Source organism: Gymnodinialimonas sp. JB5-7, assembly GCF_055693405.1.
Genome location: NZ_JBVFUX010000012.1, coordinates 125,563 through 149,690, shown reverse-complemented (window position 1 = coordinate 149,690; position 24,128 = coordinate 125,563). Strand labels below are relative to the sequence as shown.

Here is a 24,128-nt window from a genome sequence, read left to right as displayed (position 1 = left end):
GGGCCATCCGGGCGGGGTGGCCCGGATGGCGATGGGTCAACGCAGGTCTGGCGCGATGGCCTCTGCCGCGAGGGATTGAACGACCTCGTCAAGCGGGCACAACGCTGGTCTGTTTCTCCCCCAGACGGCGCAGGGTGACGGTGCGGTTTTCGACCTCCTGGCGCCCGATGGCGAGGATTGCGGGAACCTTGCCGACGGAATGCTCGCGGACCTTGAAGTTGATCTTCTCGTTGCGGATGTCTGCCTCGGCCCGGACCCCCGCCGCTTTGAGCGCGGCGACAACTTCGTGAACGAAATCATCGGCCTCGGACACGATGGAGGCGACGACGACCTGCCGCGGCGCAAGCCAGAAGGGCAGTTTGCCGGAATGCTCCTCGATCAGGATGCCGATGAAGCGTTCGAAACTGCCCAGGCAGGCGCGGTGCAGCATCACGGGGCGATGCTTGGCGCCATCTTCCGCGATGTAGGTGGCGTCCAGCCGTTCGGGCAGGACGAAATCCACCTGATGGGTGCCGCATTGCCAATCGCGCCCGATGGCGTCGGTCAGAACGAATTCCAGCTTTGGCCCGTAGAACGCGCCTTCGCCGGGGTTCATTTCCGGCTCGATCCCTGCCGCGCGGGTGGCTTTGAGAAGCGCCTCTTCGGCCTTGTCCCAAACCTCATCGGAGCCCGCGCGGGTTTCGGGGCGGTCGGAGAACTTCACCCGGAACTCGGGGAAGCCGAGGTCGCGATAGACGGAGGTCAGATAGTCGATGTAGATCGCGGTCTCTTCCTCGATCTGATCCTCGCGGCAGAAGATATGGCCGTCGTCCTGGGTAAAGCCGCGCACGCGCATGATGCCGTGGAGCGCGCCGGAGGGTTCGTAGCGCGCGCAGGAGCCGAATTCGGCCATGCGCAGGGGCAGGTCACGGTAGGATTTCAGGCCCTGATTGAAGATCTGCACGTGGCACGGGCAGTTCATCGGCTTCATCGCGTTCACGGCCTTTTCGCGGGCGTGATCTTCGTCGACTTCGACGATGAACATGTGTTCTTGGTACTTCTCCCAGTGGCCGGATTCTTCCCAGAGCCTGCGGTTCACAAGCTGGGGAGTGTTGACCTCAACATATCCACCTGCTCGCTGTTTGCGGCGCATGTAGTCCTGCAGCTCGGTGTAGACGGTCCAGCCATTCGGGTGCCAGAAGACCTGACCGGGGCTTCTTCCTGCATGTGGAAGAGGTCCATTTCGCGACCCAGGCGGCGGTGGTCGCGCTTGGCGGCTTCTTCCAGGAAGTTCAGGTGCTTCTTGAGGTCGTCGCGGTTCTTGAAGGCGACGCCATAGATGCGCTGAAGCATGGGGCGCGTGTTGTCGCCCAGCCAATAGGCGGCGGCCACGGACATCAGCTTAAACGCGTCAGCGGGGACCTGGCCGGTATGTTGCAGGTGTGGGCCACGGCAGAGGTCCATCCATTCGCCGTGCCAGTACATGCGGATGGGTTCGTCGCCCGGGATGCGGTCGAGGAGTTCAACCTTGTAGGGTTCATCGGTGGCTTCATAGTGGGCGCGGACCTTTTCGCGGTCCCAAACCTCGGTGCGGACGGCATCGCGGGCGTTGATGATCTCTTTCATTTTCGCCTCGATTTGGCCGAGGTCTTCGGGGGTAAACGGCTCCTCCCGGTCGAAATCGTAGAACCAGCCCTGGTCGCGGACGGGGCCGATGGTGACTTTGACGTCAGGCCAGATCTCCTGCACGGCGCGGGCCATGATGTGGGCGCAGTCGTGGCGGATCAGCTCCAGCGCCTGATCGTCATCCTTGAGCGTGTGGATAGCGATGGAGGCGTCACCCTCGATGGGCCATTGCAGGTCGTGATGTTCGCCGTTGACGGTGGCGGAGATGGCCTTTTTCGCAAGCGAATTGGAGATGCTCGGCGGCGACGTCGGCGGGGGTGATCCCGGCGTCGTAGTCGCGCGAATTGCCATCGGGGAAGGTCAGGGAGATTTGGGCCATCAAATTGGCTCCTCGTCGGTTTGGCGCCTACGGAACGCCCGGTTGCGGGTATGTGTGTTCGGCGCTTTTGGCTTTGGGCGCACGGTTTGTCAACGGGCGGCGTGGGTGGAGGGTGCGGAGCCCTCCGGGGGGCATTTTCAGGGAACAAAGATGGGCAGGTAGCACGTCAGGGGCGGGCGCGGGGGAAGGTGGCGCGGTCGGAGGCGATGAGGTGGGCCAGCGCGGCGAGCATGACGAGGGCGGCGGCGAGGCCGAGGGCGGATTCTGAGCGCGCCTCGATCACGGCCCCGCCGATGGCGGAACCGGCGGCGGCGCCCACGTAGATGCAGGCGGCGTTGAGGCTGAGCAGGACAGGCGCGCGGGCGGGATCCAGCGACACAAGGCGGACCTGCTGGGCCGCGCCAAAGGACCAGCCGATCACCGACCATAGAAAGGTGTAGGCCATCAGGATCGGTGTGGGCAGGGGGAGGTAGGAATAGAGCGGCAGGGTCACAATCTGCAGGACCGTGAGGATCAGGAGCGTGCGGGACGCGCCGATGCGGTCCGACAGAGCGCCGCCCACGTAGTTCCCGGCAATGGCACCGAGGCCAAAGATGAAAAGGGCGACGGTAATGCCGTCGCGGGCATAGCCCATATCGGCGGCCAGAAGTGGCGCGAAATAGGTGTAGAGGACGAAGATCGAGCCGAGGAAGGTCGCGGTAAAGAGAACAGCCGCCATCAATGGCGCGTCTGTCAGGGTTTTGCCAAGGTCCCTCAGCGAGACGGGTGCAAAGGACAGGCCCGCGGGCACGATGCGCCAAAGGATGAACAGGGCCGGGACGCTGAGGATGGCCACGATCGCAAAGGCGTAGCGCCAGCCGAAGGTATAGGCGACCCAACCGCCGACGGGGATGCCGACGGCCTGCGCGAAGGTCAGGCCCGCAAAGACGGCGGCCAGCGTGCGCGCGCGCCGTTCGGGCGCAGTGAGCATGGCGGCGACGGCGGCGGTGACGGGTGTGATGACGCCAGCCCCCATGGCGGCGATGCCGCGTGAGACGTGCAGCGTGAAAAGTGTGGGTGCGATCGCAGATATCAGCGCAGACAGGCCGAAGATGGCAAGGCCCATCGCCAGCACGCGGCGCCTGCCGATTTTTCCGGTGAGGGATACCAAAAGCGGTGAGAGGATCGCGTAAAGGATGGCGTAGGTGGTCAGCAGCGCGCCGGATTGCGCGCCGGATTGCGCGTCGGTGACGCCGAAATCGTCGGCGATAGGCTCGATAATGCCAACGGTCAGGAACGCGCCCATCCCGACGATGAAGTTCACAGCCGAAAGCGTGGGGATGAGAAGGCGGGGGGCGGGATCGGACATTTGTGCACCCTAGAGACGCGGGCAGGGGCGTCAATCGGGTGGATTGGTTTCGAGCCGGTATGGATTGGCATCGGGGCTAGTGTTGGGCGTTGCGAACGTCCAAGCTGTGCCGCGGAACCGGCACAGAGGGGGCGATATGCGCACGTTTGACGAGATTTTGGAGATTGCGGCTCAGCGGAAGGGCGGGGTGGACGCGGTGCTGGGCGGGATCGCGCCGGCGGCCGCGACGGAAGACATCGCGGCCATCGCGGATGATCGCTGGCTGGCCGAGATGACGCGGGCAGTCTTTCAGGCCGGGTTCAACTGGGATGTTATCGACAAGAAATGGCCGGGATTCGAGGCGGCGTTTGATGGCTTCGACGTGGCGCGCTGTGCGTTCATGCCGGAGGATTGGTTTGAGGAGCTGACGCAGGACACGCGGATCGTTCGCAATGGCAAGAAGATCCGCGCGGTGCAGGTGAATGCGCAGTTGATCCAGAGTGTTGAGGGCGGCTTTGGCGCAAAGGTCGCGGGCTGGCCGCGCGCGGATTTTGCGGGACTTTTGCTGTGGCTGGGCAAGGGCGGCAGCCACATGAGCGGCACCTCGGCGCAGTATATGCTGCGCAAGATGGGGCTGGATGGCTACGTGCTTGGGAAAGACGTGGTGGGGCGGTTGATTGCGGAGGGGGTGATCGACAAACCGCCCACATCGCAGAAGGGGATGCAGGCGGTTCAAGGCGCGTTCAATGCACTGGGCGGATCAGTCGGGGCGGAGCCCGAAGGAAATCAGCCGGGTACTGGCGCAGTCGATTGATGCTTAGGCGAAAAGCACGGCGCCGCCGATGACGCAGATGGCGATCCAACCGAGGGTGAAGAGGATCGGGCGGACCGGCAAGACAGGCAGGCCCGAGATCATCCAGACTGCATGGACCACGCGGATGGCGAAGAAGGCCATGGCGGCGGTGGCAGTCACCGGAGTGGAGACGCCCGCGAGATGGGCGATCAGGACGATCACGGCGAAGGGCAGGAACTGCTCCAACAGGTTGAGGTGCGCGCGCCAGGCGCGGTGGACCCAGGGACTGTGCCAGATGGGTCCGGCGGACGATTTTCCGAGGGCATGGCTACGGGCGTTGTGTTCACGCCGATGATGTAGGGGATCCACATGGAGGCGGCGAGAAGGGCCGTCATGGTCAGCCAGAAGAGTTCTGGGGTCATCGGCAAGTTCTCCCTGCTGATTGAATCGCGGGCGCCTCGCCGGTCTCGAGGAAGGTTTTCAGGCCTGCGGCCCACCGCTCCCAACCGTCGGCGACACCTTCGCCGGGGACCACCGGGAAGTGCAGGTCGTAATGTTCGATCACGAGTTTCATGTGTTGCGCCTCGGGCGTCAGCAGGAAAACAGAGCGAGACGGCGGGATGTCGGGGGCCCAATGCGGCTCGAACGTGTGTTCAATGCGCGATTTCGGGTCTTCGACCAACGTGCGGGCCAGCATCATGGTGCCGCCATCTGGGGTCTCGTAGGTATAGACGCCATCGGTAAGCGTGATCTTGGGTGACAGGAAATGGTATTCCGAGATCACCTCTGGTTCGCGGAGCGCGTCCCAGAGCGCGTCGTGGCTGCACTCGATAAAGGTCTGCATCATGAAATCGGGTTTTGCGGACATGGATCAGCGCCCCATCATTTCGGGTGTGACCGGCATTGCGGTGCCGGTCTCCAACCACGTTTTCAGGCGCGAGGCGATCAGGACCCAGCCGTTGCGGATGCCTTCCAGTTCGGGCGGGAGGTCGTAGTGCTCGATCGTCAGGCGGCAGGCGCCGGGCATCTCATCGACGACATAGACATGGCGTGTGGTTGGCACGTCTGGTCCCATGAAATGCGGGGTGAACGTCATCTCGAGCCGTTTGGGCGGGTCGGAGGCGATGACATCGCAGGTGAGCATCTCGGACCCGTCAGGGGCGCGGTAGGTAAGCGTCTCGCCGGGCTTGGCCTCTCCCTCCAGCACCGTGTCGAAATAGTAGTGCGGGGTGGCCTCACCGTTGATGAGGGCATCCCAAAGGGCGGCGGCGGAGCATTGGATGAGGGTTTGGTGGACGAAGTCGGGGGTCTCAGTGGCATCTAACATCGGAGCAGTCTCCAGCTTGGTTTTGAGGTCAATCACGGCGCGGGCGGCGGGCTTGGCCAGTAGTGGCTCGATCCAGCGATCAATCGCTTCCTGCAGGGGCAGGGCGTTGAGGTAGTGGTATTTGAACCGGCCCTTCTTGGTCGTGACGATGAGGGAGGCGTCTTCCAGCACGTTGAGGTGTTTCATCACGCCGAAGCGCGTCATCTCGAACTGCTCTTCGAGATCGGTAAGGGTCTGACCGTCGTGCGCCCGAAGGCTGTCGAGGATCGCACGGCGGGCGGGGTCGCCCAGGGCTTTGAAGATTGCATCCATGGGGTGATTATATGTGACTATTTAGTTACGTGACAAGATGGTCACGTATAGAATTTGCGCGAGCCTCCGCCCATGACGCGGGGATCGTGTTGCGATGGCGGACGCGGCGGGGCAGGGTGCCGAGCAACGAAAGGCCAGTGAAATAAGGGGCAGGTAAATGGGTGATACGCAGTTTCTGGAGACGCCTCAGGGGCGCACGCTGGCCTATCACAAATTTTCAGGGCGCATGCCGGCGGTGGTGTTTTTGGGCGGTTTACGCTCGGATATGACCGGCACGAAGGCGGTGCATCTGGAGGCCTGGGCGCGCAGATCAGGCCGTGAATTCCTACGATTCGATTATTCCGGGCATGGCGAAAGCTCGGGCGACTTCACCGAAGGCTGCATTGGCGAATGGCACGAGGACACGGTCGCGGCGCTTGAGGGACTGACCGAGGGCAAGGTGGTTGTGGTGGGCTCATCCATGGGGGGCTGGCAGGCGCTTTTGCTGGCGCAACGCATGCCCGAGAAACTGGCGGGGATCGTGACGATCGCGGCAGCGCCGGACTTTACCGAGGATGGGTATTGGGACGTCTGGACGGAGGAAGAGCGCAAGACCGTGATGGAGGAGGGCGAGATTGCGCTGCCTTCGGAATACGGGGATGCGATGGTGATCACGCGCAAACTTATAGAAGATGGGCGCAATCACTTCGTCCTGCGCGACCAGCTGCGCGTCGATGTGCCAGTGCGGATGCTGCAAGGCACCGCTGACATGGACGTGCCCACGGAGGTTGCCTTGCGACTGCTGGACCATGTGGAGGGGGACGACATTCACCTCGAGCTGATCAAGGATGCGGATCATCGGTTCTCAACCCCCGAGTGCCTCGATACGATCACGCGCTCGGTCGAAGAGGTTTTGATCCATGCGTAAAATGGGGAAGTGGTTGGGGCGGATCCTGATCCTGGTTGGCGTGGTGCTGGCCGTAGTGATCTTCATGCCGGGAGAGCAGATCCAGCGGGAAGCGCCCGCACAATTCAGCGACCCGGTGGGTTATCTGGCGGCGCGCGAAAATGCAGATGACATCACGCCTGGGACTGAGGCGCGGATTGTCTGGGCCGGAGAGGAAGGCGCGCGGACAGAAACGGTTTTGCTTTACCTGCACGGCTTCTCGGCGACGTCCGAGGAAATCCGCCCCGTCCCTGACCGCGTAGCCGAGCAATTTGGCGCTAACCTGGTCTTTGCACGATTAACCGGCCATGGGCGCAGCGGTGCCGCACTGGGCGAGGCGCGGGCAGGCGATTGGGTCGCGGATGCGGAACTGTTCCTTCAGATCGCACGCGCGGTGGGTGACGAGGTTGTGGTCATGGGCACTTCCACGGGCGCAACGCTGGCGGCCTACGTTCTGGCGGAGCCGGAGCATGCCGAGGCGGTTGAGGCCGTTGTGATGATCTCACCCAATATCGAGGTGGCGAATCCGGCGGGGCCGCTTTTGGAGATGTTCGGCGCGCGGGTCTGGGTGCCGTGGATTGCGGGGCCCGAGCGCAGCTTTGAGCCGATCAACGAGGGGCACGGAACGTACTGGACGACTCAGTACCCGACGGTGGCCACGGTTTCGATGGGCACGCTGCTGCGAGAGACGCGCGCGCGGGATTATTCCGGCGTTTCGATCCCCGCATTGTTCATGTTCGCCGATACCGATCAGGTGATTTCTGCGCACGCGGCGCGCGACTTTGCCGAGGGGTGGGGCGGGGAGTCCACGGTCATTCCAGTCGCCGTTCCGGAGGAGGGCGGAGACCCATTTCACCATGTAATTGCAGGTGAAATCTTAAGTCCTGCAATGACCGACCGCGCCGTCGAAGATATCACAAACTGGCTGCGAGAGACCCTCAACTAACCGCTTCCGATTGCTGCGCTGCAGCGTCCAAAACCGGTTTCGATTGCGATTTTTCGTTGCCGAAACCGGTTTCGGTCCCGATTTTGAGATTCTGGGAGGAATTCGATGCAACCGAACGGCGCATCAAATGGAACGACGCAACGGGTCACGATCAATGATCTGGCCGAGGCGTTGGGATTGGCAAAAGGAACCGTCAGCCGCGCTCTGAACGGCTACCCGGATATCGCTGAATCCACCCGAGCGCGTGTGACCCGCACGGCCGAGCGGATGGGCTATCGCCCGCTGGCGCAGGCGCAGGCGATCCGCACCGGGCGCGTTCGTTCGCTTGGGTTGGTTTTGAATACCGGTAACGCCGATCTGCACCGCCCGTTCCTGACCGATTTCCTCGATGGGATCAGTCGCGCGGCCTCGGAAGAAAGCTGGACGCTGACCGTCTCAACCGCGACGGGGGTCGAGGATGAAGTGACCTCCATGGGGCGGCTGATCGACGAGCGGAAGGCAGATGGCTTCATCCTGCCGCGTGCGATGTACGACGACCCGCGTGTGGCATTGTGCAAGGCCCGTGAGGTGCCGTTTATCCTGTATGGGCGCACCGGCGATCCGGAAGGATGCGCTTGGTACGACATCTCAGGTGAGGATGCGATGCGGCTGGCCGTGTTGCGGCTGGCGGGCTTTGGACACAAGCGCATCGGGTTCATCAACGGATCGCGCGATTACACCTATGCGCATCTGCGCCATGACGGCTTCCTGGCGGGCATGGCCGAGGCCGGATTGGAAGCCGACCCTGCGACGATGGCGGAAGGGGTACTGGATATTCCCGCCGGTGAGGCGGCTGGTCGTCGCATTCTGTCCGCTGATGCGCCACCGACGGCGGTGGTCTGCGCGCTTGATCTGGCAGCACTGGGTCTTTACCGCGCGGCGGACGGCATGGGACGGCAAGTCGGCCGTGACCTTGCCGTTATCGCCTATGACGGCATCCCGGATTCCGCCGTTGCCAACCCGCCACTGACCACCTTCTCGGTCGACAACAAAGCCGCCGGCCAACGCCTTGCACGGCTGTTGATTGCGCGCATTCGCGGCATCGACCTGACCCATCTGAGAGAACTTGCACCAGCGCATCTGATTGCGCGGCAATCTGATCTTTTACCTGATTTCGACCCGGATCAAACGACCCGGGCGAAGCTGAACGCCTGATAAAACCAAAGGGAGGAAAGGCATGACCAATCTCAAAACCACAGGACGCATCGCGCTTCTGGCAGCGGTCTCGGGGCTGGCGATGGCCAGCGTCGCGGCAGCGCAGGACTCGATCCGGTTCTGGACCACCGAAGAACAGCCTGAGCGTCTGGAGCGCCAGGAAGCGATGGCCGCGGCCTTCACGGAAGAGACCGGCATAGAAGTGGAAGTAATCCCAGTCACGGAAAGTGATCTGGGCACGCGCGCGACTGCGGCCTTCGCGGCGGGCGATCTGCCCGACGTGATCTACCACACGCTGCAATATGCGCTGCCGTGGTATGAGGCGGGCATCCTGGACAGCGACGCGGCCTCGGACGTGATCGAGAATCTCGGCGCGGGCACTTTTGCCTCGGGCGCGCTGGAAATGGCGGCGGTCGATGGCGGCTATGCCGCGGTGCCGGTCGATGGCTGGACCCAGATGCTGGTCTACCGTGCGGACCTGTTCGCGGAAGCGGGCCTTGAGCCGCCCAACAGCTACGCCAACGTGCATGGCCGCCGTGGAAGCGCTGCACAACCCGCCAGAGATGTACGGTTTCGTCGCACCCACGAAGGTCGATGAAAACTTCATGTCTCAGGTGCTGGAGCACGTCTTCCTCGCGAACGGTGCATCGCCGGTAGACGCAGAATGGCTTCTCGGGCTTCGATGAAGCAGCAACCGTTGAGGTGCTGGAATTCTATCGCGGCATCGTTGAGGCTTCAGCCTCGAGGGTGAGCTTTACTGGGATCAGTCCCGCACGCTCTATTTCTCGGGCAATGCGGCGATGATCATCTGGTCGCCCTTCATCCTGGATGAACTGGCCGGTCTGCGTGACAGCGCCCCGCCCACGATCAACGATGATCCGACCAGCCGTGATCTGGCGGCAGCCACGGGCATCGTGACCAACTTCTCCGGCCCGTCGAACCCGGATGGGGCAGCCTGGGGTGACGTTCGTTACTTCGGCATCACCGCAGATGCGGAGACCGATGCGGCCATGGCGTTTGTCGAATACTCGATGAACGACGGCTACACCGCGACGCTCGCCATTGCGCCGGAGGGCAAGTTCCCGATCCGTCGCGGTACGGAAGAGAACCCGACGCAGTTCGTCGAAGCCTGGGCCGCACTGGATGTGGGCGTGGATCGCCGCGCGCCGTTGGGTGAGCTTTACGAGCAGTCGATGATCGACGAGATCGTCGGCGGCCTGGATGTGGCGCAGCGTTGGGGTGTGGCTGAAGGCCAGCTGGCCCTATCGAGCCGCATCATCAACAGTCAGATCATCAACCGCCTGGTCCGCGAATATGTGGACGGCGTGCGCTCGGCCGAAGAAACGGTTGAGCTGATGAACGAAGAACTCGGCGCGATCGAGTAACACTTCAAACCGTTTGGGCGGGGCTGCGGCCTCGCCCGATCATACTGCTCGGGGGCCATGCTTTGGCCTCCGGACACCCCCTTGTATCCATCGGGAGCACGCGCCCCATGACTGACACAGCCACTCCCCCAAGGGCACCGGCCCCCTCGCAAAGCGCGAAGCGCGACTGGCCTGGGGCCTGCTTCTACCGACGCTGACCGCCGTGATGCTGGTGGTATTGCTGCCGCTGTTGGCGATCATCTGGATTTCATTCAAGCCCGTGGGGCTTGCCGATCTGCGCCCCGCCGCGCCTGTGGCGCGCGAAGATGTACGCAATGTGGGCGATCCAGATCAATTGATCCGCTATCGCATCCGAAATCCAAGCCAAGATGATCCGATTGGGAACGTCGTGCTGACAGACGTGCTGCCAGACGGTGTGGCGCTGACCGAATTGCCCGAGGCCTGCGAGGTGGATGGTGCGGCACTGACCTGTCGCTTCGATGAATTGCCAGCGGGCGAGCGTGTAACGCTTGAGATACCAGCGACGTTCGACGCGAGCCTTGAGGACGCGATTGAGGACGACACACCGGTTGAGATCACCGGTGATGCGACCAACGTTCTGACCAGCGGCGAATTCACCTTGGAGAATTTCACCGACATCTTCAACGCGCGCGAATTCTGGTCGGTGATTTTTGCGACCTTGTTCTACACGATCGTGGGCACCATCGGTGCGCTGGTCGTGGGCCTTTTCGCAGCGCTGTTGCTCAATAAGAGTTTCGCAGGCCAAGGCGTGTTGCGGGGCCTCTACCTGTTTCCCTACGTCGCACCGGTGATAGCGGTGGCGTTTTCCTGGGTGATCCTGTTTGACCCGACCTCTGGCTCGATCAACGCGCTTCTCGTGCAGATGGGGGTGGTCGACTCTCCGATCAATTTCTTCGGTGTTCGTCCCAACGCGCTGATCATGGTGACGGTGTTCGAGATCTGGCGGTACTTCCCACTGTCGTTCCTTTTCATCCTGGCGCGGATGCAGTCGATTGATACCGACATGTATGAGGCTGCGGATGTGGACGGGGCGACGCCGTTCCAGAAGTTCCGCTACCTCAGTTTGCCGATGCTGATGGGCATCCTGTCGGTCCTGTTCCTGCTGCGCTTCATTTGGACGTTCAACAAATTCGACGACATCTTCCTGCTGACGGGCGGGAATGCGGGGACGCGGACGCTAACAGTGAACGTGTATGAGCAGGCCTTTGCGGTGTCGAATATCGGTGCAGGAGCTGCGGTGGCCGTGGTGATCCTGTGCTGCCTGCTGTGCTTCTCATGGGCGTTCTTCAAATTCATGTCGAAAGAGGAGGGCCTGTAAGATGGTACGTCAGGGATATGTGACAGGCCCGGTGCTGGGCCTTCTGTGGGCCTTCATTGTGGCCACCACGGTGGCCGTGATCCTCAGCTTCTCAACCGGGGAGGCGTTTCGGCCGGGCTTGTTTGGTTGCCTGATCCTGGGGGCTGGCATGGGCGCGGCTGCGTTCCATATGCGCTCAGGCTGGGTGCTGTCGGCAGGGGGCGCGGCTTTAGCGCTGGCGCTGAGCTACACACCGCTTTCTCCGGTTCATGTCGGCGACACGCTTGGCTTTGGCGCGCATCTGTCGATGTCTGCGTTCTTCGGCCTGGCCATGGGATTGTCGCTCGCCACGATCCTGCGTGACGCGCCGTCCGGCGCGATGACGCGGCATGAATGGGAAGAGGCAGTGATCCGCTTTCTGACAGGGTTCGGCTTCATCTTCTTCACGGCGGCGGTGTTCATCCCATTCTACGTGATGGTGCTGACGTCGATGAAAACCCAGGGCGAGTTGATCGCGAACCCGCTGGACTATTCCATCGACCTGAGCCGGGGCTGGGACCTGTTCCGCAGCTACGACGAGCTGTTCCGCGACTTCAATTTTGGCCGGTACATGTGGACGAGCTTCTACATCTCTGTGATCACGGTCTTAGTTACGCTCCTTTTTAGTGTGCCAGGCGCCTACGCCGTCGCGCGGCTGCGCTTCAAGGGACAGAAGAGCCTCAGCCGCTCGATCCTGCTGATCTACATGGTGCCGATGATCGTTCTGGCGCTGCCGATCTATATCGTCTTCTCCCAGACGGGGTTGCGGAACACGATCGTGGGCATCGTGATGATCTATCCGGTCACCACCATTCCAGTCGCCCTTTATATGCTGCAGGGCTATTTCCGCGGTCTTCCCGCGGAAGTGGAGGAGGCGGGCCTTATGGATGGCCTGAACCGGCTTCAGGTGATCTGGAAGATCACGCTACCGCTGAGCCTGCCTGCGATGGTGTCGGTCAGCCTCTACGTTTTCATGATCGCTTGGAACGAATTCCTGCTGGCCTTCATGCTGCTGGATGATCCGCAGATCTTCACGCTGACGCGGGGGATCGCCTCGCTGAACTCCTCGGAAATTCCGCGTCAGCATCTGATGGCAGGTGCGGTGATCGCAACCGTGCCGGTGATGGTGCTGTTCCTGGGGCTGGAGAAATTCATGACCAAGGGCCTGACGGCGGGGAGTGTCAAAGGATGAAGGATATGACCGACTTGAATACCGGACCGCTCGACGAAGAGGCCCGCCGCATCCTGCGCCTGAACGACAAGGGCGGGTATACGGTGCCGACCGCGGGGCTCTATCCCTACCAATGGAACTGGGACAGCGCCTTTGCGGCGATTGGCTTTGCCACCTTCGACACGGACCGTGCGTGGGTCGAGCTGGAAACCCTGTTCTCGGCCCAATGGGACAACGGGATGGTGCCGCATATCATCTTCCATGTGGACGATGATGGCTATTTCCCCGGCCCCGATGTCTGGTCCACGTCGAATGCCGTGGGCCGGGGGGCGCAACGTCTCAAATCCTCGGGCGTCAGCCAGCCACCGGTGGCCGCATCTTTGGCCTGGAAGGTTTACGAGAGCGATCCAGAATTGGGCGAGGCGCGCCTGCGGGCGCTGTATCCCAAGATGGTGGCCTTTCACCGATGGATCATGGAGGCGCGTGCCGAAAGCGGGGCGGTGTGCATCACCCATCCGTGGGAAGCGGGGCGCGACAATGCGCCCGATTGGGATGAGGCGATGGCCGGGATCGATCCGGTTGGAGTCGGCGCCTATACGCGCCGCGACACGGGCCATGTGGATGCCAAGATGCGCCCCACGCAGGCCGATTACGACCGCTATATCTGGTTGGTGCAATTCGGACGGGATCGCGATTGGGATGACGCCAAAATCGCTGCCGAAAGCCCGTTTCGCGTGGCTGATCCGACGATGACCTTCACCTGCCTGCGGTCGCTGCGCGATCTGGCGCAAGCGGCGGATGCGCTGGCTGAGCCGCGCGCGGAAATCGACGGCTGGATTGCAACGCTGGAGGCCGGGGTAGAAACCCTCTGGAATCCCGAGACGCAGAGCTATGAGGGCCGCAACCTGCGGACCGGCAATTTCTCGGGCTCAGTCAGCAATGCAGGTGCTTTGTGCTGGTGGGCCGGGCTCGACCGTGAAGAGGCGCGTCATACGCTGGACCAGGTCCTCGCGCGGTCGAATTACGGGGTCCCCAGCTATGATCCCGCAGGCCCGGCATTTGACCATCTGCGGTACTGGCGCGGACCGGTCTGGGCAATCATGAACTACATGGCCGCGAAAGGCATGGCGGAGGCGGGGCTTGGCGCGCAGGCCGACCGTATCCGTCGCGACACGGCCCGGCTGATCGCGGAACGCGGTTTTGCCGAATACTTCTCGCCGGTTGATGGCACGCCAGCTGGCGGCGGGACTTTCACTTGGACCGCTGCGGTGTGGCTCGCCTGGGCCTCACCCTCTGCGCAGGAGAACTGACATGGGCGCGATTGAACTTAAGGCCGTTGAGAAATGGTACGGCGAGGTGCAGGTCATCAAAGGCGTGGACCTTGTTGTTGAAGATGGCGAATTCATCATCTTCGTGGGGCCGTCTGGGTGCGGAAAATCCACGCTTCTGCGGATGATCGCGGGGCTGGAAGAGACGTCGCGCGGTCAGGTGATGATTGACGGGCGCGATGCAACGGCCGAGCCGCCGTCAAAGCGCGGTCTGGCGATGGTGTTCCAGAGCTATGCGCTCTACCCACACATGTCGGTGGCCGAGAATATGGGTTTTTCGCTGAAGACAGCGGGCGCGTCGAAAGCCGAGCAGCAGGAAAAGGTGGCTGAGGCGGCGCGGGCGCTGCGCCTGGAGGAGTATCTGGAGCGGCGACCCAAAGACCTGTCGGGCGGTCAGCGCCAGCGGGTGGCCATCGGGCGGTCCATCGTGCGCGACCCAACAGCTTTCCTGTTTGACGAGCCCTTGTCGAACCTTGATGCCGCCCTGCGGGTCGAGATGCGGTATGAGATCGCGAAGCTGCACCAGCAGCTGAAGGCGAGCATGGTCTACGTGACCCACGATCAGGTGGAGGCGATGACGCTGGCGGACCGGATTGTGGTGCTGAGCGCTGGCCGGATCGAGCAAGTGGGCTCCCCCAAGACACTCTATGACCATCCCGACAATCTGTTTGTGGCGCAGTTCATCGGCTCGCCCAAAATGAACGTGATCGACTTGCCGTGTGACGGGCTGCGACTGGACGGTGCGCCGGGCAATGCCGCGCATCTTGGGGTGCGGCCCGAGGCGATCGGGATCGGTGCCAAAGGAGAAGGCGCGTTGGACGGGACGGTTGATGTGGCCGAATATCTGGGCGCGGACATCTTCCTGATCGTGGATTGCGGAGCTGCGGGTAAATTGACGGTGCGCACGGACGGGGAAAGCACGCTCAGACCCGGCGACGCCGTGGGCCTGACCTTTCCTGAGGAGAAGCGGCATTTCTTCGATGGCGCAGGCCTCGCGATCCGCTAATCCGGCGTGCCGCGGCGCGGCATTTTGCAAACGTATGCAAATTCCACTTGAAGCAGGGCAGTCGCGCTGTATCCTTCCCGCGGACGAGGAATCTGGAGGGAAGAGATGGCCGAATATCTCAAGCGCGGCAAACCCGCCGAAGAACGTGCCGAAGATGATGCAAAGGTGCGTGGCATTGTCGAGGGCATCCTTGGCGATATCGAGACGCGGGGTGATGCGGCGGTCAAGGACCTGTCCGCGAAGTTCGACGGCTATGAGCCTGAGGCGTTCCGCCTGACTGCGTCCGAGATCGAAGCCGCCATGAGCCAAGTCACGACCCGCGAGATGGACGACATCCGCTTCGCGCAATCGCAAATCCGCCGCTTTGCGGAGGCGCAGCGCGCGTCGATGACAGATATCGAGGTTGAGACGATCCCAGGCGTGATCCTAGGACACAAGAATATTCCAGTTAATTCAGTGGGTTGCTACGTACCTGGCGGCAAGTTTCCGATGGTGGCCTCTGCGCACATGTCGGTGCTGACCGCGAAGGTCGCAGGTGTGAAGCGCGTTGTTGCCTCGGCCCCGCCGGTAAATGGCAGGCCGCATCCGGCGATTGTGGCGGCGATGCACGAAGGTGGCGCGGACGAAATTCTGGTGCTGGGTGGCGTGCAGGCCGTGGGTGCGATGGCGATTGGCACCGAAACCATCAAGCCGGTCGATATGCTGGTTGGCCCGGGCAACGCCTTTGTGGCGGAGGCCAAGCGGCAATTGTTCGGGCGTGTGGGCATCGACTTGTTCGCGGGCCCGACCGAAACTTGCGTGATTGCAGATGAGACCGTGGACGGGGAGATGTGCGCCACCGATCTACTGGGTCAGGCAGAACATGGCTATAACTCGCCCGCTGTTCTGATCACCAATTCGCGCAAACTGGCCGAGGACACGATGGCCGAGATTGAACGGATCCTCGGCATCCTGCCGACGGCCGAGACCGCGCGGGTGTCTTGGGAGGAATATGGCGAGATCATCCTGTGCGACAGCTATGAGGAAATGCTGGAAGTCTCGGAGGACATCGCGTCCGAGCATATTCAGGTCATGACGGATCGCGATAACTGGTTCCTGGACAACATGACCAATTACGGTGCGCTGTTCCTCGGGCCACGCACCAACGTGGCCAATGGCGACAAGGTGATCGGGACGAACCACACGCTGCCGACCAAAAAGGCCGGGCGCTACACGGGCGGTCTTTGGGTTGGAAAATTCATCAAAACCCACTCTTATCAACGGGTTGTCACGGATGAGGCGGCGACGCTGGTGGGTGAATACGGCTCACGCCTTTGCATGTTGGAGGGCTTTGTGGGCCATGCCGAGCAATGCAATGTGCGGGTCCGGCGTTACGGCGGGTTAAACGTACCTTACGGCGAGGGCGCGCCTTATCGGGATGCGGCTGAGTAGGGACGGGGAGACGCTGGTGCGCGTCTTTTGCGGTGCAAAAGATCGCTTACCTCGCCCCTCCCGCCGTCCCGTATGGGGGCGCTGCCCCCGTCCTTCGGACTCCCCGGCATATTTTGGGAACAAAGATGAGCGCAGAACGGCAGGCGAAAGAGCTTTTGAGGGGTGTCCGCGCGACCGGGCGGCTGGAGGGCGTGGCTGGTGCGGCTTGCCCGGTTCATTTGGCGCATCCTTTCGAGACGATGGATCTGGCGGGCTATGGAGCGGTGCTGGATGATCTTGGCGCGGCGTTTCCGGATCTGGAGCGGCGTGTGACCATCCAAATGGCTGGGCACGACGGCAAGGGCCAGCTTTGGGTCGGGCACGGAGGGTATTGGTGCGGGCTGTTTGCAGCGCCGTTCCTCGAAATACCGCCCACGCGCCGGATGGCAGTGATGCGGTTCCATGACTTCTTCCGCGTCGAAGAGGGCCAGGTGGTCGAAATGCAATCCCTTTGGGATCTGCCTGAGTTGATGATGCAGGCGGGCGTTTGGCCCTTGTCGCCGTCGCTGGGGCGCGAATTCCATGTGCCGGGGCCTGCAACCCAGGATGGGTTGCGCGTGGCGGGCGATGGGGCAGATGCGCTGAAGGTTGTCAGCGACATGTTGAACGGTCTGGGAAATGACCCTTCGGGCACACCGCGCGCGACGATGGCGCAATTTTGGCATGAACACATGTCCTGGTACGGCCCATCCGGCATTGGCACGGCGCGGGGGATCGACGGCTTTCGCGCGCATCATCAGGCGCCGTTTCTGGGCGGGATGCCGGACCGCTCCGCCCGGATGGATGAGGGGCACCTGTTTGCCGAGGGCAGCTATGTGGGCTTTACCGGATGGCCTGGCATGGATGTCACCCTGACAGGCGGGACTTGGCTTGGCCTTCCTGGGGCGGGTCAAAAACTTGAGATGCGCAGCCTTGATTTCTGGCGTATCGAAGAGGGCAAGATCGCGGAGAATTGGGTGCTGGTGGATCTGTTGCATGTCTATGCGCAACTGGGTGTGGATGTGCTGGCACGCATGCGGGAGTTGGCAAAGTGATTGTGTTAAACTGTATTTACTCACAGACTTATCCCCATTTTCTGGGAACATTATTGACCTTTTCGTACTTTCAGTAGGATATCCAAGGCATGAACATCCCCCAGACACCGTCCTTCTCCTTGGCTGGAAAACACGCTTTTGTACCGGGTGGATCGCGGGGGATTGGCCTTGGATGTGCGGCCGCATTGGCGCAGGCCGGCGCCCATGTGACGCTTGCTGCGCGAAATGCCGAACAGGTCGAAGCGGCGGCGCAAGCCCTGCGCGATGCGGGGTATCTGGCGGACGGGATCGCGCTGGATGTCACGGACCTGCCCGCGATGGAAGCCGCTATTGCGGCCCTTGGCCCACTCGACATTCTGTGCAATTCCGCCGGGCTGGCGCGGCATTCTGCGGCGCTGGAAACGGACCCAGCCGACTTTGATGCGGTCACCAATATCAATGTCCGAGCGGCCTACTTCATGGCGCAGTACGCGGCGCGCGGGATGGAGAACGGTGGTTCGATCATCCAGATCTCAAGCCAGATGGGCCATGTCGGCGGGCAGGATCGCGCGGTCTATTGCGGAACCAAGCACGCGGTCGAAGGGATGACGAAATCCATGGCCATCGAATGGGGCCCGCGCAACATCCGTGTGAACACCATTTGCCCGACCTTTGTGCGCACGGAGTTGACCGCGCCGACCTTTGCCGACCCCGAAAAGCGCGCCTGGATTGAAAGCAAGATCAAATTGCCGCGCATTGCAGAGGTCGAAGATCTGATGGGGGCGGTTCTGTTCCTGGCCTCCGATGCATCTGCCATGGTGACGGGTACGTCGATCCTTGTGGATGGCGGGTGGACGGCGGGCTGATGGCGGATCGCAAGATAACATCCGTGGATGTGGCCAGACATGCGGGCGTCAGCCAATCGGCGGTCAGTCGGGTGTTCACGCCCGGTGCGTCCGTGTCGAAAAAAATGGCCGACCGTGTGCGCAAAGCAGCCGATGATCTGGGCTACCGGCCCAATGTACTGGCCCGATCGCTGATCACGGGACGGTCGCGGATCATCGGGTTGGTCGTCGCCTATCTCGACAATCCGTTCTATCCCGATGCCCTCGAAAAGCTGAGCGCTGCTTTGCAGGCGCGGGGCTACCATATCCTTGTTTTTCTTGCCGGAAACAGCGACAGCGATGTGGAAAGTGTGATTGACGATCTTATGGATTACCAGGTCGATGGGATCATCACCGCGTCGATCAATCTGTCGGGCGAATTGACGGATCGCTGCCGCGCCGCGGGCATTCCGGTGATGCTGTTCAACCGCGGGATCGAAGGTTCAGGGCTTAGTGCTGTGACCTCGGCCAACAAGATCGGTGCAGCCCATGTGGCGGACTTTCTTGTGGCAAGCGGGCATCGTCGGATCGCCCATATCTCGGGCTGGTTGGGGGCCTCGACCGGGAAGGAGCGTCGGGACGGGTTTGTACAGGCCCTAGAGGCGGCGGGATTGACCCTTCATTCGGAATACGATGCGCGGTTCAGGCGCGAAAAGGCCGCAGAGGCCGCACGCGCCATGATGCTGGAAAGTGAACCACCCGACGCGATTTTCGTAGGCAATGACCATATGGCGCTTGGCGTTTTGGACATGCTGAGGTTTGAGATGGGCCTTGATGTGCCGGGCGATGTCAGCGTCGTGGGCTATGACGACGTTCCAATGGCAGCCTGGCCCGCCTATGATCTGACGACGCTGCGCCAACCTGTGAACCGCATGGTTGAGGCAACGGTTGATACGCTTCTCAATGAAATCGAACAGGCGCGCCCTCCGGGCACCGTGACTGAAATCCAGGGAGAGCTGATTGTGCGCGGCTCTGCCCGCACCTCCGAAGGATAAGGGCCCATGATCGGCTTTTCGAACAAGTTCCGCGACTTCCCCGATTACATCATCGGGATCACCAAGGAGATCTGGGAGGATCGCGGAATCGCGACCTTGCACCAGTATTACGCCCCAGACATTGTTGTGCGTTCACCGGCTTCCATTGTTGTTGGCAATCAGGGGGTTATCGCCGCGACCATGGCAACGCTGGCGGAATTCCCGGACCGTGTTTTGCTGGGGGAAGACGTGATCTGGTCCGGAACGCCGGAGGCGGGGATGCTGTCCTCGCATCGCATCATCAGCCAGGCGACCCATGGGGGCAATGGCGTCTACGGCGCGGCCACGGGCAAGAAGCTTCAGTACCGGATCCTTGCCGATTGCCATGCGAAGAACAACGCGATCGACGATGAATGGCTGATCCGCGACCAGACGGCCATCGTGAAGCAGTTGGGCTGGGAGCCGAAAGCCTATGCCGCCGATCTGATCGAACGCGAAGGCGGGCGCGATGCTTGCGTGCGGCCTTTGACACCGGAAAATGACATGGCGGGCCCGTATAAGGGGCGGGGTAATGACAACCCTTGGGGCGCAAAGCTGGCCGAGACGCTGACGCGTATCATGGGCGCGGATATGGCCGCGATTCCAGAGGTTTATGACCGCGCCTGCCATCTGGAATATCCGGGCCATGTCACCGCCCATGGCACGGCAGAGGCTGACCGGTTCTGGATGGGCCTGCGCGCGAGTTTCCCGAATGCCGAGTTCAGCATCGACCATCAGATCGGCATGGAGGATGACAATATGCCCCCCGCGCTGCCGTGCGGTGGAGCCTTTGGGGCAAGCATGACGGCTGGGGCATGTTTGGTGTACCCACCGGCGCGATGGTCTACGTGCTTGGCTGCACCCATGCGGAATTTGGCCAGCTTGGCGGGGCGGAGCCGCAATTGCGCCGGGAATATACGCTGTTTGATGAGACCTCGGTCTGGAAGCAGATCCTGTTGGCGGGCGGCTGATGGACAGCTACGCAAAGCACATGTTCACCCCAAATGTCCGCGCCGAGCAGGACAAGGTGGGCATGGGCGCGCGCTACGCGGCAACATACGAGACCCGGCTTCGCGACCCTTTGGATGCCGATGCCCGCGCCTTTATCGAGACGCGGGATACATTCTACCTGGCAACCGTGTCCGAGACCGGATGGCCCTATGTGCAGCACCGGGGCGGGCCTGTCGGATTCTTGAAGGTCCTGGGGCCCGAGAGCATCGGTTTCGCGGACTACAGAGGCAATAAACAGTTCATCTCAAAAGGAAATGTACAGGCCGACGATCGTGTCTCCCTCCTGTTGATGGACTATCCGCGCCGCGCGCGTCTGAAGCTGATTGGGCATATGAAGGTGGAGGAGGCGGAGGATAATCCCGCCCTTGCCGAACGGCTTTTTACCGATGGGGCGGCGCCCGCCGAACGGCTTGTCACAATCGCGCTGACGGCGATGGATTGGAATTGCCCGAAATACATCACGCCCCGCCTGACCGAGGCCGAGATCGAGGCCGCCATTGCGCCGAAGATCAAGCCGCTGACCGATCACATCCAGGCCTTGGAAGCACGGCTGGATAGGGTCGATCCGGCCTGGCGCGGCGACGGCTAGCGCATTCCGCGCCGCTCGCGTAGACCGAAACAACACAGCAATAACGGGGATAGTCATGATCAAAAGCACGCATACAGGGTCGCTTCCGCGCACACAGAAGGTCGTGGATTTCATTTTCGCCCGTGAAAAGGAACAGCCCTATGATCCGGCGGCTTTCGACGCCGCGATGACAGATGCCGTGGACGAGACTGTCGCCAAGCAGGTGGCCGCGGGCGTGGAGGTCGTCAGCGATGGCGAGACATCCAAGATCAGCTACGCGACCTATGTGAAGGATCGCTACACCGGCTTTTCCGGCGACAGCCCGCGCAATGCGCCGGCAGATCTCAAGATGTTCCCATCCTTCCTTGAACGCCTCGCCAATGATGGCGGGACACCGACCTATGCGCGTCCGATGTGCACGGGCGAGGTGCGCTCAAAAGGGCAGGAGGAATTGCAAAAGGACATCGGCAACCTCAAGGCGGCGATGGCCAAGCACGGCGCGGCAGAGGGCTTTATGAATGCCGCGTCGCCTGGGGTGATCTCGTTGTTCTTGCAAAACGACTTCTACCCCACGCGGGAGGCGTATCTGGCCGCTTTGGCCGATGCCATGGCCGAAGAGTATCGGACCATTGTGGATGCGGGCTTGTTGCTGCAACTCGATTGCCCGGATCTGGCCTTGTCTCGGCACATGCTTTTCGCAGACCTGTCGGACGAAGAATTCGTCAAGATCGCGGCCAGCCATGTAGAGGCGCTGAACCACGCGCTGTCCGGCATCGATCCGTCGCGCGTTCGGGTGCACATCTGCTGGGGCAATTATGAGGGGCCGCATATCTGTGACGTGCCGATGGACACCGTGTTCAGCACCTTCATGTCAGTCAACGCAAGCCAGCTTCTGTTTGAGACATCGAACCCTCGCCATGCCCATGAATGGACAGTCTTCCGCGACCGCGCGGCTGAGATTCCCGACGATAAAATCCTTGTGCCGGGCGTCGTGGATACGACTACCAACTTCGTGGAACACCCTGAGCTTGTGGCCGAACGGATTGCAAAGTTCACCGGCATCGTCGGCGCAGATCGTGTGATCGCAGGCAGCGATTGCGGCTTTGGAACGTTTGCCGGTTTCGGCGCCGTCGACCCCCAGATTGCCTATGCCAAGCTTGCGGCGCTGTCAGAAGGTGTAAAGCTGGCCAACGCGCGTTTGTGAAAGAAATGCGCGCAAAAGCTGTGGATAAGTCGGTAATTGCGGCTGAAAAGTGAAGGCCACGCCTACAGGGAGCGGTAGATCTCGGCCTTTCGCGCCTTGTCTATGACGACCGGTTCAACCACCGGACGGCCCGTTGCCGCATCGAAAAAGGGGTCTTCTTGCGCTCACCTTTAAGCATCGCCGCGGCGGAGTTCGAAAGCAGCGCCATCACAACGCGACCCATGCGCTTGTGCGTGACCTTGCCGTCTGGCTGCGTGATATTGACCTGTGCCTTGATCCGGCCCAGGGCGCGCTGATCTTCGACGATGTCCGCCAACAAACCGGCGAACGGAATGCTCAGTTTCGAAGGGGTCGTCGCAATGGGCGTGCCGCAGCACGCCGCATAGAACCGCAACGGTCCGCGCGGCGATAGACGCATAGCCGCCAAATTCTCGGCACCTTGTGTGATTTCCATCCCAGCAGGGCCAATCTGAAGGACACGGACGCCCTCGATCGCACCGGGATCCTCGCGGCCAACGGCAACCTGAAAGGCCCGGCAATCCCGGCAATGGCAGGTCAGGTGCGTGCCAGATTTTACCGTCTTCTCTGCCAACGTGCCCTGAAGGGCGCCGCATTGGCAGCGAAGCGAAATCATCCGGCCTTCTCGCTTATCGGCACCACGTTGGAACCTGCATTCGCGTCAATGAATTCCAGCACCAGCGGTCGGATATTGTTGCGCCAGCTTTTGCCCGCGAAAATCCCGTAGTGCCCGGCATCGGGTTCCAGATAGGAGGCCTTCTTGGCATCCGGCAACCCGGTCAAAAGGTCGAGTGCTGCCACACATTGGCCAGGGGCCGAGATGTCGTCTTTCCCGCCTTCGACGGTTTTGACGGCAACCGTGGTGATCTTGCCGATATCCACTTGCTTGCCATCGACCACAAAGATGTTCTTCGCAATCTCGCGCTTTTTGAAAATGCGTTCGACCGTCGAAAGGTAGAACTCCGCCGTCATGTCCATCACGGCGAGGTATTCGTCGTAGAACGTGTTGTGCTTGTCGTGGTCGGTCGCCTCGCCCTTGGAAACACGCACGATCTGGTCGGAGAACGCCTTGGCGTGCTTTTCCGCATTCATAGCCATGAACGATGAAAGCTGTTGCAACCCCGGATACACCATCCGGCCGGCGCCTTCATGTTTGAAGCCGACCCGCTGGATTACGAATTTTTCCAATTGTCCCATGGTCACGCGACGACCGAAATCGGTCACGTCTGTCGCGGCTGCATCGGGGTCAATCGGCCCGCCGATCAGGGTCAGTGTGCGCGGCTGTGCGTCCGGTGCTTCCTCGGCCAGATAGGCGGTCGCCGCAAGCGCGAGCGGTGCCGGCTGACAGACAGCAATGACGTTGGTGTCGGGTCCCATTTCACGCATAAAATCAACGAGGTAATGCGTGTAGTCCTCAATATCGAACTTGCCCACGCTAACCGGAATATCGCGCGCATTGTGCCAGTCGGTGATGTAGACATCAGCGTCAGGCAAAAGCGACAGAACCGTTTTGCGCAGAAGCGTCGCATAGTGGCCCGACATCGGCGCCACCAGCAAAACCTTGCGGCCCGTGGGTGCGCGGCCTTGGACGTCGAACCGTATGAGATCACCGAAGGGTCGCTCAACTACGGTCTCGACGGTCACCACATGATCGCGCCCATCGTCGCCGGGCACGCTGTCGATGTGCCAATCGGGCTTCGCGACCATGCGCGCAAAGCTGCGCTCGGTCACTTCTCCCCAGGCGGCAGTCATTTGGATCAGTGGGTTGGCGACCAGTCCAAAGGCCGGATACGAGCACATGGCACGGGCAGAGGCCCCCATCCACTGGTTCGTGACCCGCATCGATTCCATCAGATCGTAGGTAAGCATGTACCGCATGAGCTACTCCAAGC

Annotated in this window: 21 protein-coding genes and 3 pseudogenes; 16 read left to right on the top strand and 8 right to left on the bottom strand. The window is 61.7% G+C overall.

The features are described 5' to 3' along the window. Positions 1–36: 36 nt before the first annotated feature. Positions 37–1,984: pseudogene (gene thrS / locus ACZ1HK_RS08325) on the bottom strand (threonine--tRNA ligase). A gap of 166 nt (positions 1,985–2,150) precedes the next feature. Then, positions 2,151–3,332 carry an MFS transporter gene (locus ACZ1HK_RS08320; protein WP_472628316.1) on the bottom strand — a complete coding sequence of 394 codons (1,182 nt, stop codon included), beginning with the start codon at positions 3,330–3,332 and terminating at the stop codon, positions 2,151–2,153. Between the two features lie 136 nt (positions 3,333–3,468). Here ACZ1HK_RS08320 and ACZ1HK_RS08315 point away from each other — a divergent pair, with 136 nt between their 5' ends. Beyond that, positions 3,469–4,125, top strand: a complete 657-nt coding sequence (locus ACZ1HK_RS08315; RefSeq protein WP_472628315.1) for a DNA-3-methyladenine glycosylase I — start codon at positions 3,469–3,471, stop codon at positions 4,123–4,125. Positions 4,126–4,128: 3 nt separating this feature from the next. On the opposite strand, the gene ACZ1HK_RS08310 is transcribed toward ACZ1HK_RS08315, so the two are convergent. From ACZ1HK_RS08310 to ACZ1HK_RS08295, 4 genes are read right to left on the bottom strand one after another with little or no spacing between them, the layout of a single operon-like run. Beyond that, positions 4,129–4,350, bottom strand: coding sequence for an MAPEG family protein (locus ACZ1HK_RS08310; RefSeq protein ID WP_472628313.1), 222 nt, complete (start codon positions 4,348–4,350; stop codon positions 4,129–4,131). Continuing rightward, complete coding sequence (locus ACZ1HK_RS08305) at positions 4,323–4,526, bottom strand: hypothetical protein (protein ID WP_472628312.1); 204 nt, start codon at positions 4,524–4,526, stop codon at positions 4,323–4,325. The genes ACZ1HK_RS08310 and ACZ1HK_RS08305 overlap by 28 nt, the downstream gene beginning before the upstream one ends. Further along, positions 4,523–4,972 carry an SRPBCC domain-containing protein gene (locus tag ACZ1HK_RS08300; RefSeq protein ID WP_472628311.1) on the bottom strand — a complete coding sequence of 150 codons (450 nt, stop codon included), beginning with the start codon at positions 4,970–4,972 and terminating at the stop codon, positions 4,523–4,525. Before ACZ1HK_RS08300 ends, ACZ1HK_RS08305 begins: the two co-directional genes overlap by 4 nt. Positions 4,973–4,975: 3 nt before the next feature. After that, the gene (locus tag ACZ1HK_RS08295; protein ID WP_472628310.1) at positions 4,976–5,743 is read right to left on the bottom strand and encodes an ArsR/SmtB family transcription factor; all 768 of its coding nucleotides are present in this window, start codon (positions 5,741–5,743) and stop codon (positions 4,976–4,978) included. Between the two features lie 157 nt (positions 5,744–5,900). Between ACZ1HK_RS08295 and ACZ1HK_RS08290 the strand changes: the two genes are divergently transcribed. The 15 genes and pseudogenes from ACZ1HK_RS08290 to ACZ1HK_RS08220 all read left to right on the top strand — a co-directional run bounded on the left by ACZ1HK_RS08290 (position 5,901) and on the right by ACZ1HK_RS08220 (position 22,218). Further along, positions 5,901–6,650: an alpha/beta hydrolase gene (locus tag ACZ1HK_RS08290; RefSeq protein WP_472628309.1), complete on the top strand. Its 750-nt coding sequence runs from the start codon at positions 5,901–5,903 to the stop codon at positions 6,648–6,650. Beyond that, positions 6,643–7,614 (top strand): alpha/beta hydrolase, encoded by a 972-nt coding sequence (locus ACZ1HK_RS08285; RefSeq protein WP_472628308.1) that lies wholly within the window; start codon positions 6,643–6,645, stop codon positions 7,612–7,614. The genes ACZ1HK_RS08290 and ACZ1HK_RS08285 overlap by 8 nt, the downstream gene beginning before the upstream one ends. Before the next feature lie 105 nt (positions 7,615–7,719). Then, positions 7,720–8,808 carry a LacI family DNA-binding transcriptional regulator gene (locus tag ACZ1HK_RS08280; protein WP_472628307.1) on the top strand — a complete coding sequence of 363 codons (1,089 nt, stop codon included), beginning with the start codon at positions 7,720–7,722 and terminating at the stop codon, positions 8,806–8,808. Between the two features lie 82 nt (positions 8,809–8,890). After that, positions 8,891–10,193 (top strand): annotated as a pseudogene (locus ACZ1HK_RS08275) (ABC transporter substrate-binding protein). Positions 10,194–10,398: 205 nt separating this feature from the next. After that, entirely contained in the window at positions 10,399–11,532 is a 1,134-nt protein-coding gene (locus ACZ1HK_RS08270; RefSeq protein ID WP_472628306.1) for an ABC transporter permease subunit, read from the top strand. A gap of 1 nt (position 11,533) precedes the next feature. Further along, positions 11,534–12,742, top strand: a complete 1,209-nt coding sequence (locus ACZ1HK_RS08265) for a carbohydrate ABC transporter permease (protein WP_472628305.1) — start codon at positions 11,534–11,536, stop codon at positions 12,740–12,742. 5 nt (positions 12,743–12,747) lie between these two features. After that, positions 12,748–14,031 carry an MGH1-like glycoside hydrolase domain-containing protein gene (locus ACZ1HK_RS08260; protein WP_472628304.1) on the top strand — a complete coding sequence of 428 codons (1,284 nt, stop codon included), beginning with the start codon at positions 12,748–12,750 and terminating at the stop codon, positions 14,029–14,031. 1 nt (position 14,032) lies between these two features. Beyond that, the gene (locus ACZ1HK_RS08255; RefSeq protein WP_472628303.1) at positions 14,033–15,055 is read left to right on the top strand and encodes an ABC transporter ATP-binding protein; all 1,023 of its coding nucleotides are present in this window, start codon (positions 14,033–14,035) and stop codon (positions 15,053–15,055) included. 105 nt (positions 15,056–15,160) lie between these two features. Continuing rightward, complete coding sequence (hisD, locus tag ACZ1HK_RS08250) at positions 15,161–16,486, top strand: histidinol dehydrogenase (RefSeq protein ID WP_472628302.1); 1,326 nt, start codon at positions 15,161–15,163, stop codon at positions 16,484–16,486. 125 nt (positions 16,487–16,611) lie between these two features. Then, positions 16,612–17,559 carry an ester cyclase gene (locus ACZ1HK_RS08245; protein WP_472628301.1) on the top strand — a complete coding sequence of 316 codons (948 nt, stop codon included), beginning with the start codon at positions 16,612–16,614 and terminating at the stop codon, positions 17,557–17,559. An 89-nt stretch (positions 17,560–17,648) separates the two neighbouring features. After that, complete coding sequence (locus ACZ1HK_RS08240) at positions 17,649–18,404, top strand: SDR family NAD(P)-dependent oxidoreductase (RefSeq protein WP_472628300.1); 756 nt, start codon at positions 17,649–17,651, stop codon at positions 18,402–18,404. Next, positions 18,404–19,417, top strand: coding sequence for a LacI family DNA-binding transcriptional regulator (locus ACZ1HK_RS08235; RefSeq protein WP_472628299.1), 1,014 nt, complete (start codon positions 18,404–18,406; stop codon positions 19,415–19,417). Before ACZ1HK_RS08240 ends, ACZ1HK_RS08235 begins: the two co-directional genes overlap by 1 nt. Positions 19,418–19,423: 6 nt before the next feature. Next, a pseudogene (locus tag ACZ1HK_RS08230) lies at positions 19,424–20,406 on the top strand (nuclear transport factor 2 family protein). Further along, positions 20,406–21,035 carry a pyridoxamine 5'-phosphate oxidase family protein gene (locus ACZ1HK_RS08225; protein ID WP_472628298.1) on the top strand — a complete coding sequence of 210 codons (630 nt, stop codon included), beginning with the start codon at positions 20,406–20,408 and terminating at the stop codon, positions 21,033–21,035. The pseudogene ACZ1HK_RS08230 and the gene ACZ1HK_RS08225 overlap by 1 nt, the downstream one beginning before the upstream one ends. A gap of 55 nt (positions 21,036–21,090) precedes the next feature. Beyond that, on the top strand, positions 21,091–22,218 hold the full coding sequence (locus tag ACZ1HK_RS08220) for a cobalamin-independent methionine synthase II family protein (protein ID WP_472628297.1): 1,128 nt from the start codon (positions 21,091–21,093) through the stop codon (positions 22,216–22,218). A 100-nt stretch (positions 22,219–22,318) separates the two neighbouring features. Here the strand turns inward: ACZ1HK_RS08220 and ACZ1HK_RS08215 are convergent, their stop codons facing one another. Both ACZ1HK_RS08215 and phaZ read right to left on the bottom strand, forming a co-directional pair. After that, positions 22,319–22,852: a DUF6151 family protein gene (locus ACZ1HK_RS08215; RefSeq protein WP_472628296.1), complete on the bottom strand. Its 534-nt coding sequence runs from the start codon at positions 22,850–22,852 to the stop codon at positions 22,319–22,321. After that, complete coding sequence (phaZ, locus tag ACZ1HK_RS08210) at positions 22,849–24,114, bottom strand: polyhydroxyalkanoate depolymerase (RefSeq protein WP_472628295.1); 1,266 nt, start codon at positions 24,112–24,114, stop codon at positions 22,849–22,851. Before phaZ ends, ACZ1HK_RS08215 begins: the two co-directional genes overlap by 4 nt. Positions 24,115–24,128: the final 14 nt, after the last annotated feature.

What these genes read in the sequence shown, in the direction of transcription:
- ACZ1HK_RS08300 (WP_472628311.1), bottom strand. Translation starts at nt 4,972, where the DNA reads ATGTCCGCAAAACCCGATTTCATGATGCAGACCTTTATCGAGTGCAGC.
- ACZ1HK_RS08285 (WP_472628308.1), top strand. Translation starts at nt 6,643, where the DNA reads ATGCGTAAAATGGGGAAGTGGTTGGGGCGGATCCTGATCCTGGTTGGC.
- ACZ1HK_RS08245 (WP_472628301.1), top strand. Translation starts at nt 16,612, where the DNA reads ATGAGCGCAGAACGGCAGGCGAAAGAGCTTTTGAGGGGTGTCCGCGCG.
- ACZ1HK_RS08265 (WP_472628305.1), top strand. Translation starts at nt 11,534, where the DNA reads ATGGTACGTCAGGGATATGTGACAGGCCCGGTGCTGGGCCTTCTGTGG.
- ACZ1HK_RS08295 (WP_472628310.1), bottom strand. Translation starts at nt 5,743, where the DNA reads ATGGATGCAATCTTCAAAGCCCTGGGCGACCCCGCCCGCCGTGCGATC.
- ACZ1HK_RS08255 (WP_472628303.1), top strand. Translation starts at nt 14,033, where the DNA reads ATGGGCGCGATTGAACTTAAGGCCGTTGAGAAATGGTACGGCGAGGTG.
- ACZ1HK_RS08235 (WP_472628299.1), top strand. Translation starts at nt 18,404, where the DNA reads ATGGCGGATCGCAAGATAACATCCGTGGATGTGGCCAGACATGCGGGC.
- ACZ1HK_RS08320 (WP_472628316.1), bottom strand. Translation starts at nt 3,332, where the DNA reads ATGTCCGATCCCGCCCCCCGCCTTCTCATCCCCACGCTTTCGGCTGTG.
- ACZ1HK_RS08260 (WP_472628304.1), top strand. Translation starts at nt 12,748, where the DNA reads ATGACCGACTTGAATACCGGACCGCTCGACGAAGAGGCCCGCCGCATC.
- phaZ (WP_472628295.1), bottom strand. Translation starts at nt 24,114, where the DNA reads ATGCGGTACATGCTTACCTACGATCTGATGGAATCGATGCGGGTCACG.
- ACZ1HK_RS08290 (WP_472628309.1), top strand. Translation starts at nt 5,901, where the DNA reads ATGGGTGATACGCAGTTTCTGGAGACGCCTCAGGGGCGCACGCTGGCC.
- ACZ1HK_RS08315 (WP_472628315.1), top strand. Translation starts at nt 3,469, where the DNA reads ATGCGCACGTTTGACGAGATTTTGGAGATTGCGGCTCAGCGGAAGGGC.
- ACZ1HK_RS08270 (WP_472628306.1), top strand. Translation starts at nt 10,399, where the DNA reads ATGCTGGTGGTATTGCTGCCGCTGTTGGCGATCATCTGGATTTCATTC.
- hisD (WP_472628302.1), top strand. Translation starts at nt 15,161, where the DNA reads ATGGCCGAATATCTCAAGCGCGGCAAACCCGCCGAAGAACGTGCCGAA.
- ACZ1HK_RS08225 (WP_472628298.1), top strand. Translation starts at nt 20,406, where the DNA reads ATGGACAGCTACGCAAAGCACATGTTCACCCCAAATGTCCGCGCCGAG.
- ACZ1HK_RS08220 (WP_472628297.1), top strand. Translation starts at nt 21,091, where the DNA reads ATGATCAAAAGCACGCATACAGGGTCGCTTCCGCGCACACAGAAGGTC.
- ACZ1HK_RS08215 (WP_472628296.1), bottom strand. Translation starts at nt 22,852, where the DNA reads ATGATTTCGCTTCGCTGCCAATGCGGCGCCCTTCAGGGCACGTTGGCA.
- ACZ1HK_RS08280 (WP_472628307.1), top strand. Translation starts at nt 7,720, where the DNA reads ATGCAACCGAACGGCGCATCAAATGGAACGACGCAACGGGTCACGATC.
- ACZ1HK_RS08305 (WP_472628312.1), bottom strand. Translation starts at nt 4,526, where the DNA reads ATGACCCCAGAACTCTTCTGGCTGACCATGACGGCCCTTCTCGCCGCC.
- ACZ1HK_RS08240 (WP_472628300.1), top strand. Translation starts at nt 17,649, where the DNA reads ATGAACATCCCCCAGACACCGTCCTTCTCCTTGGCTGGAAAACACGCT.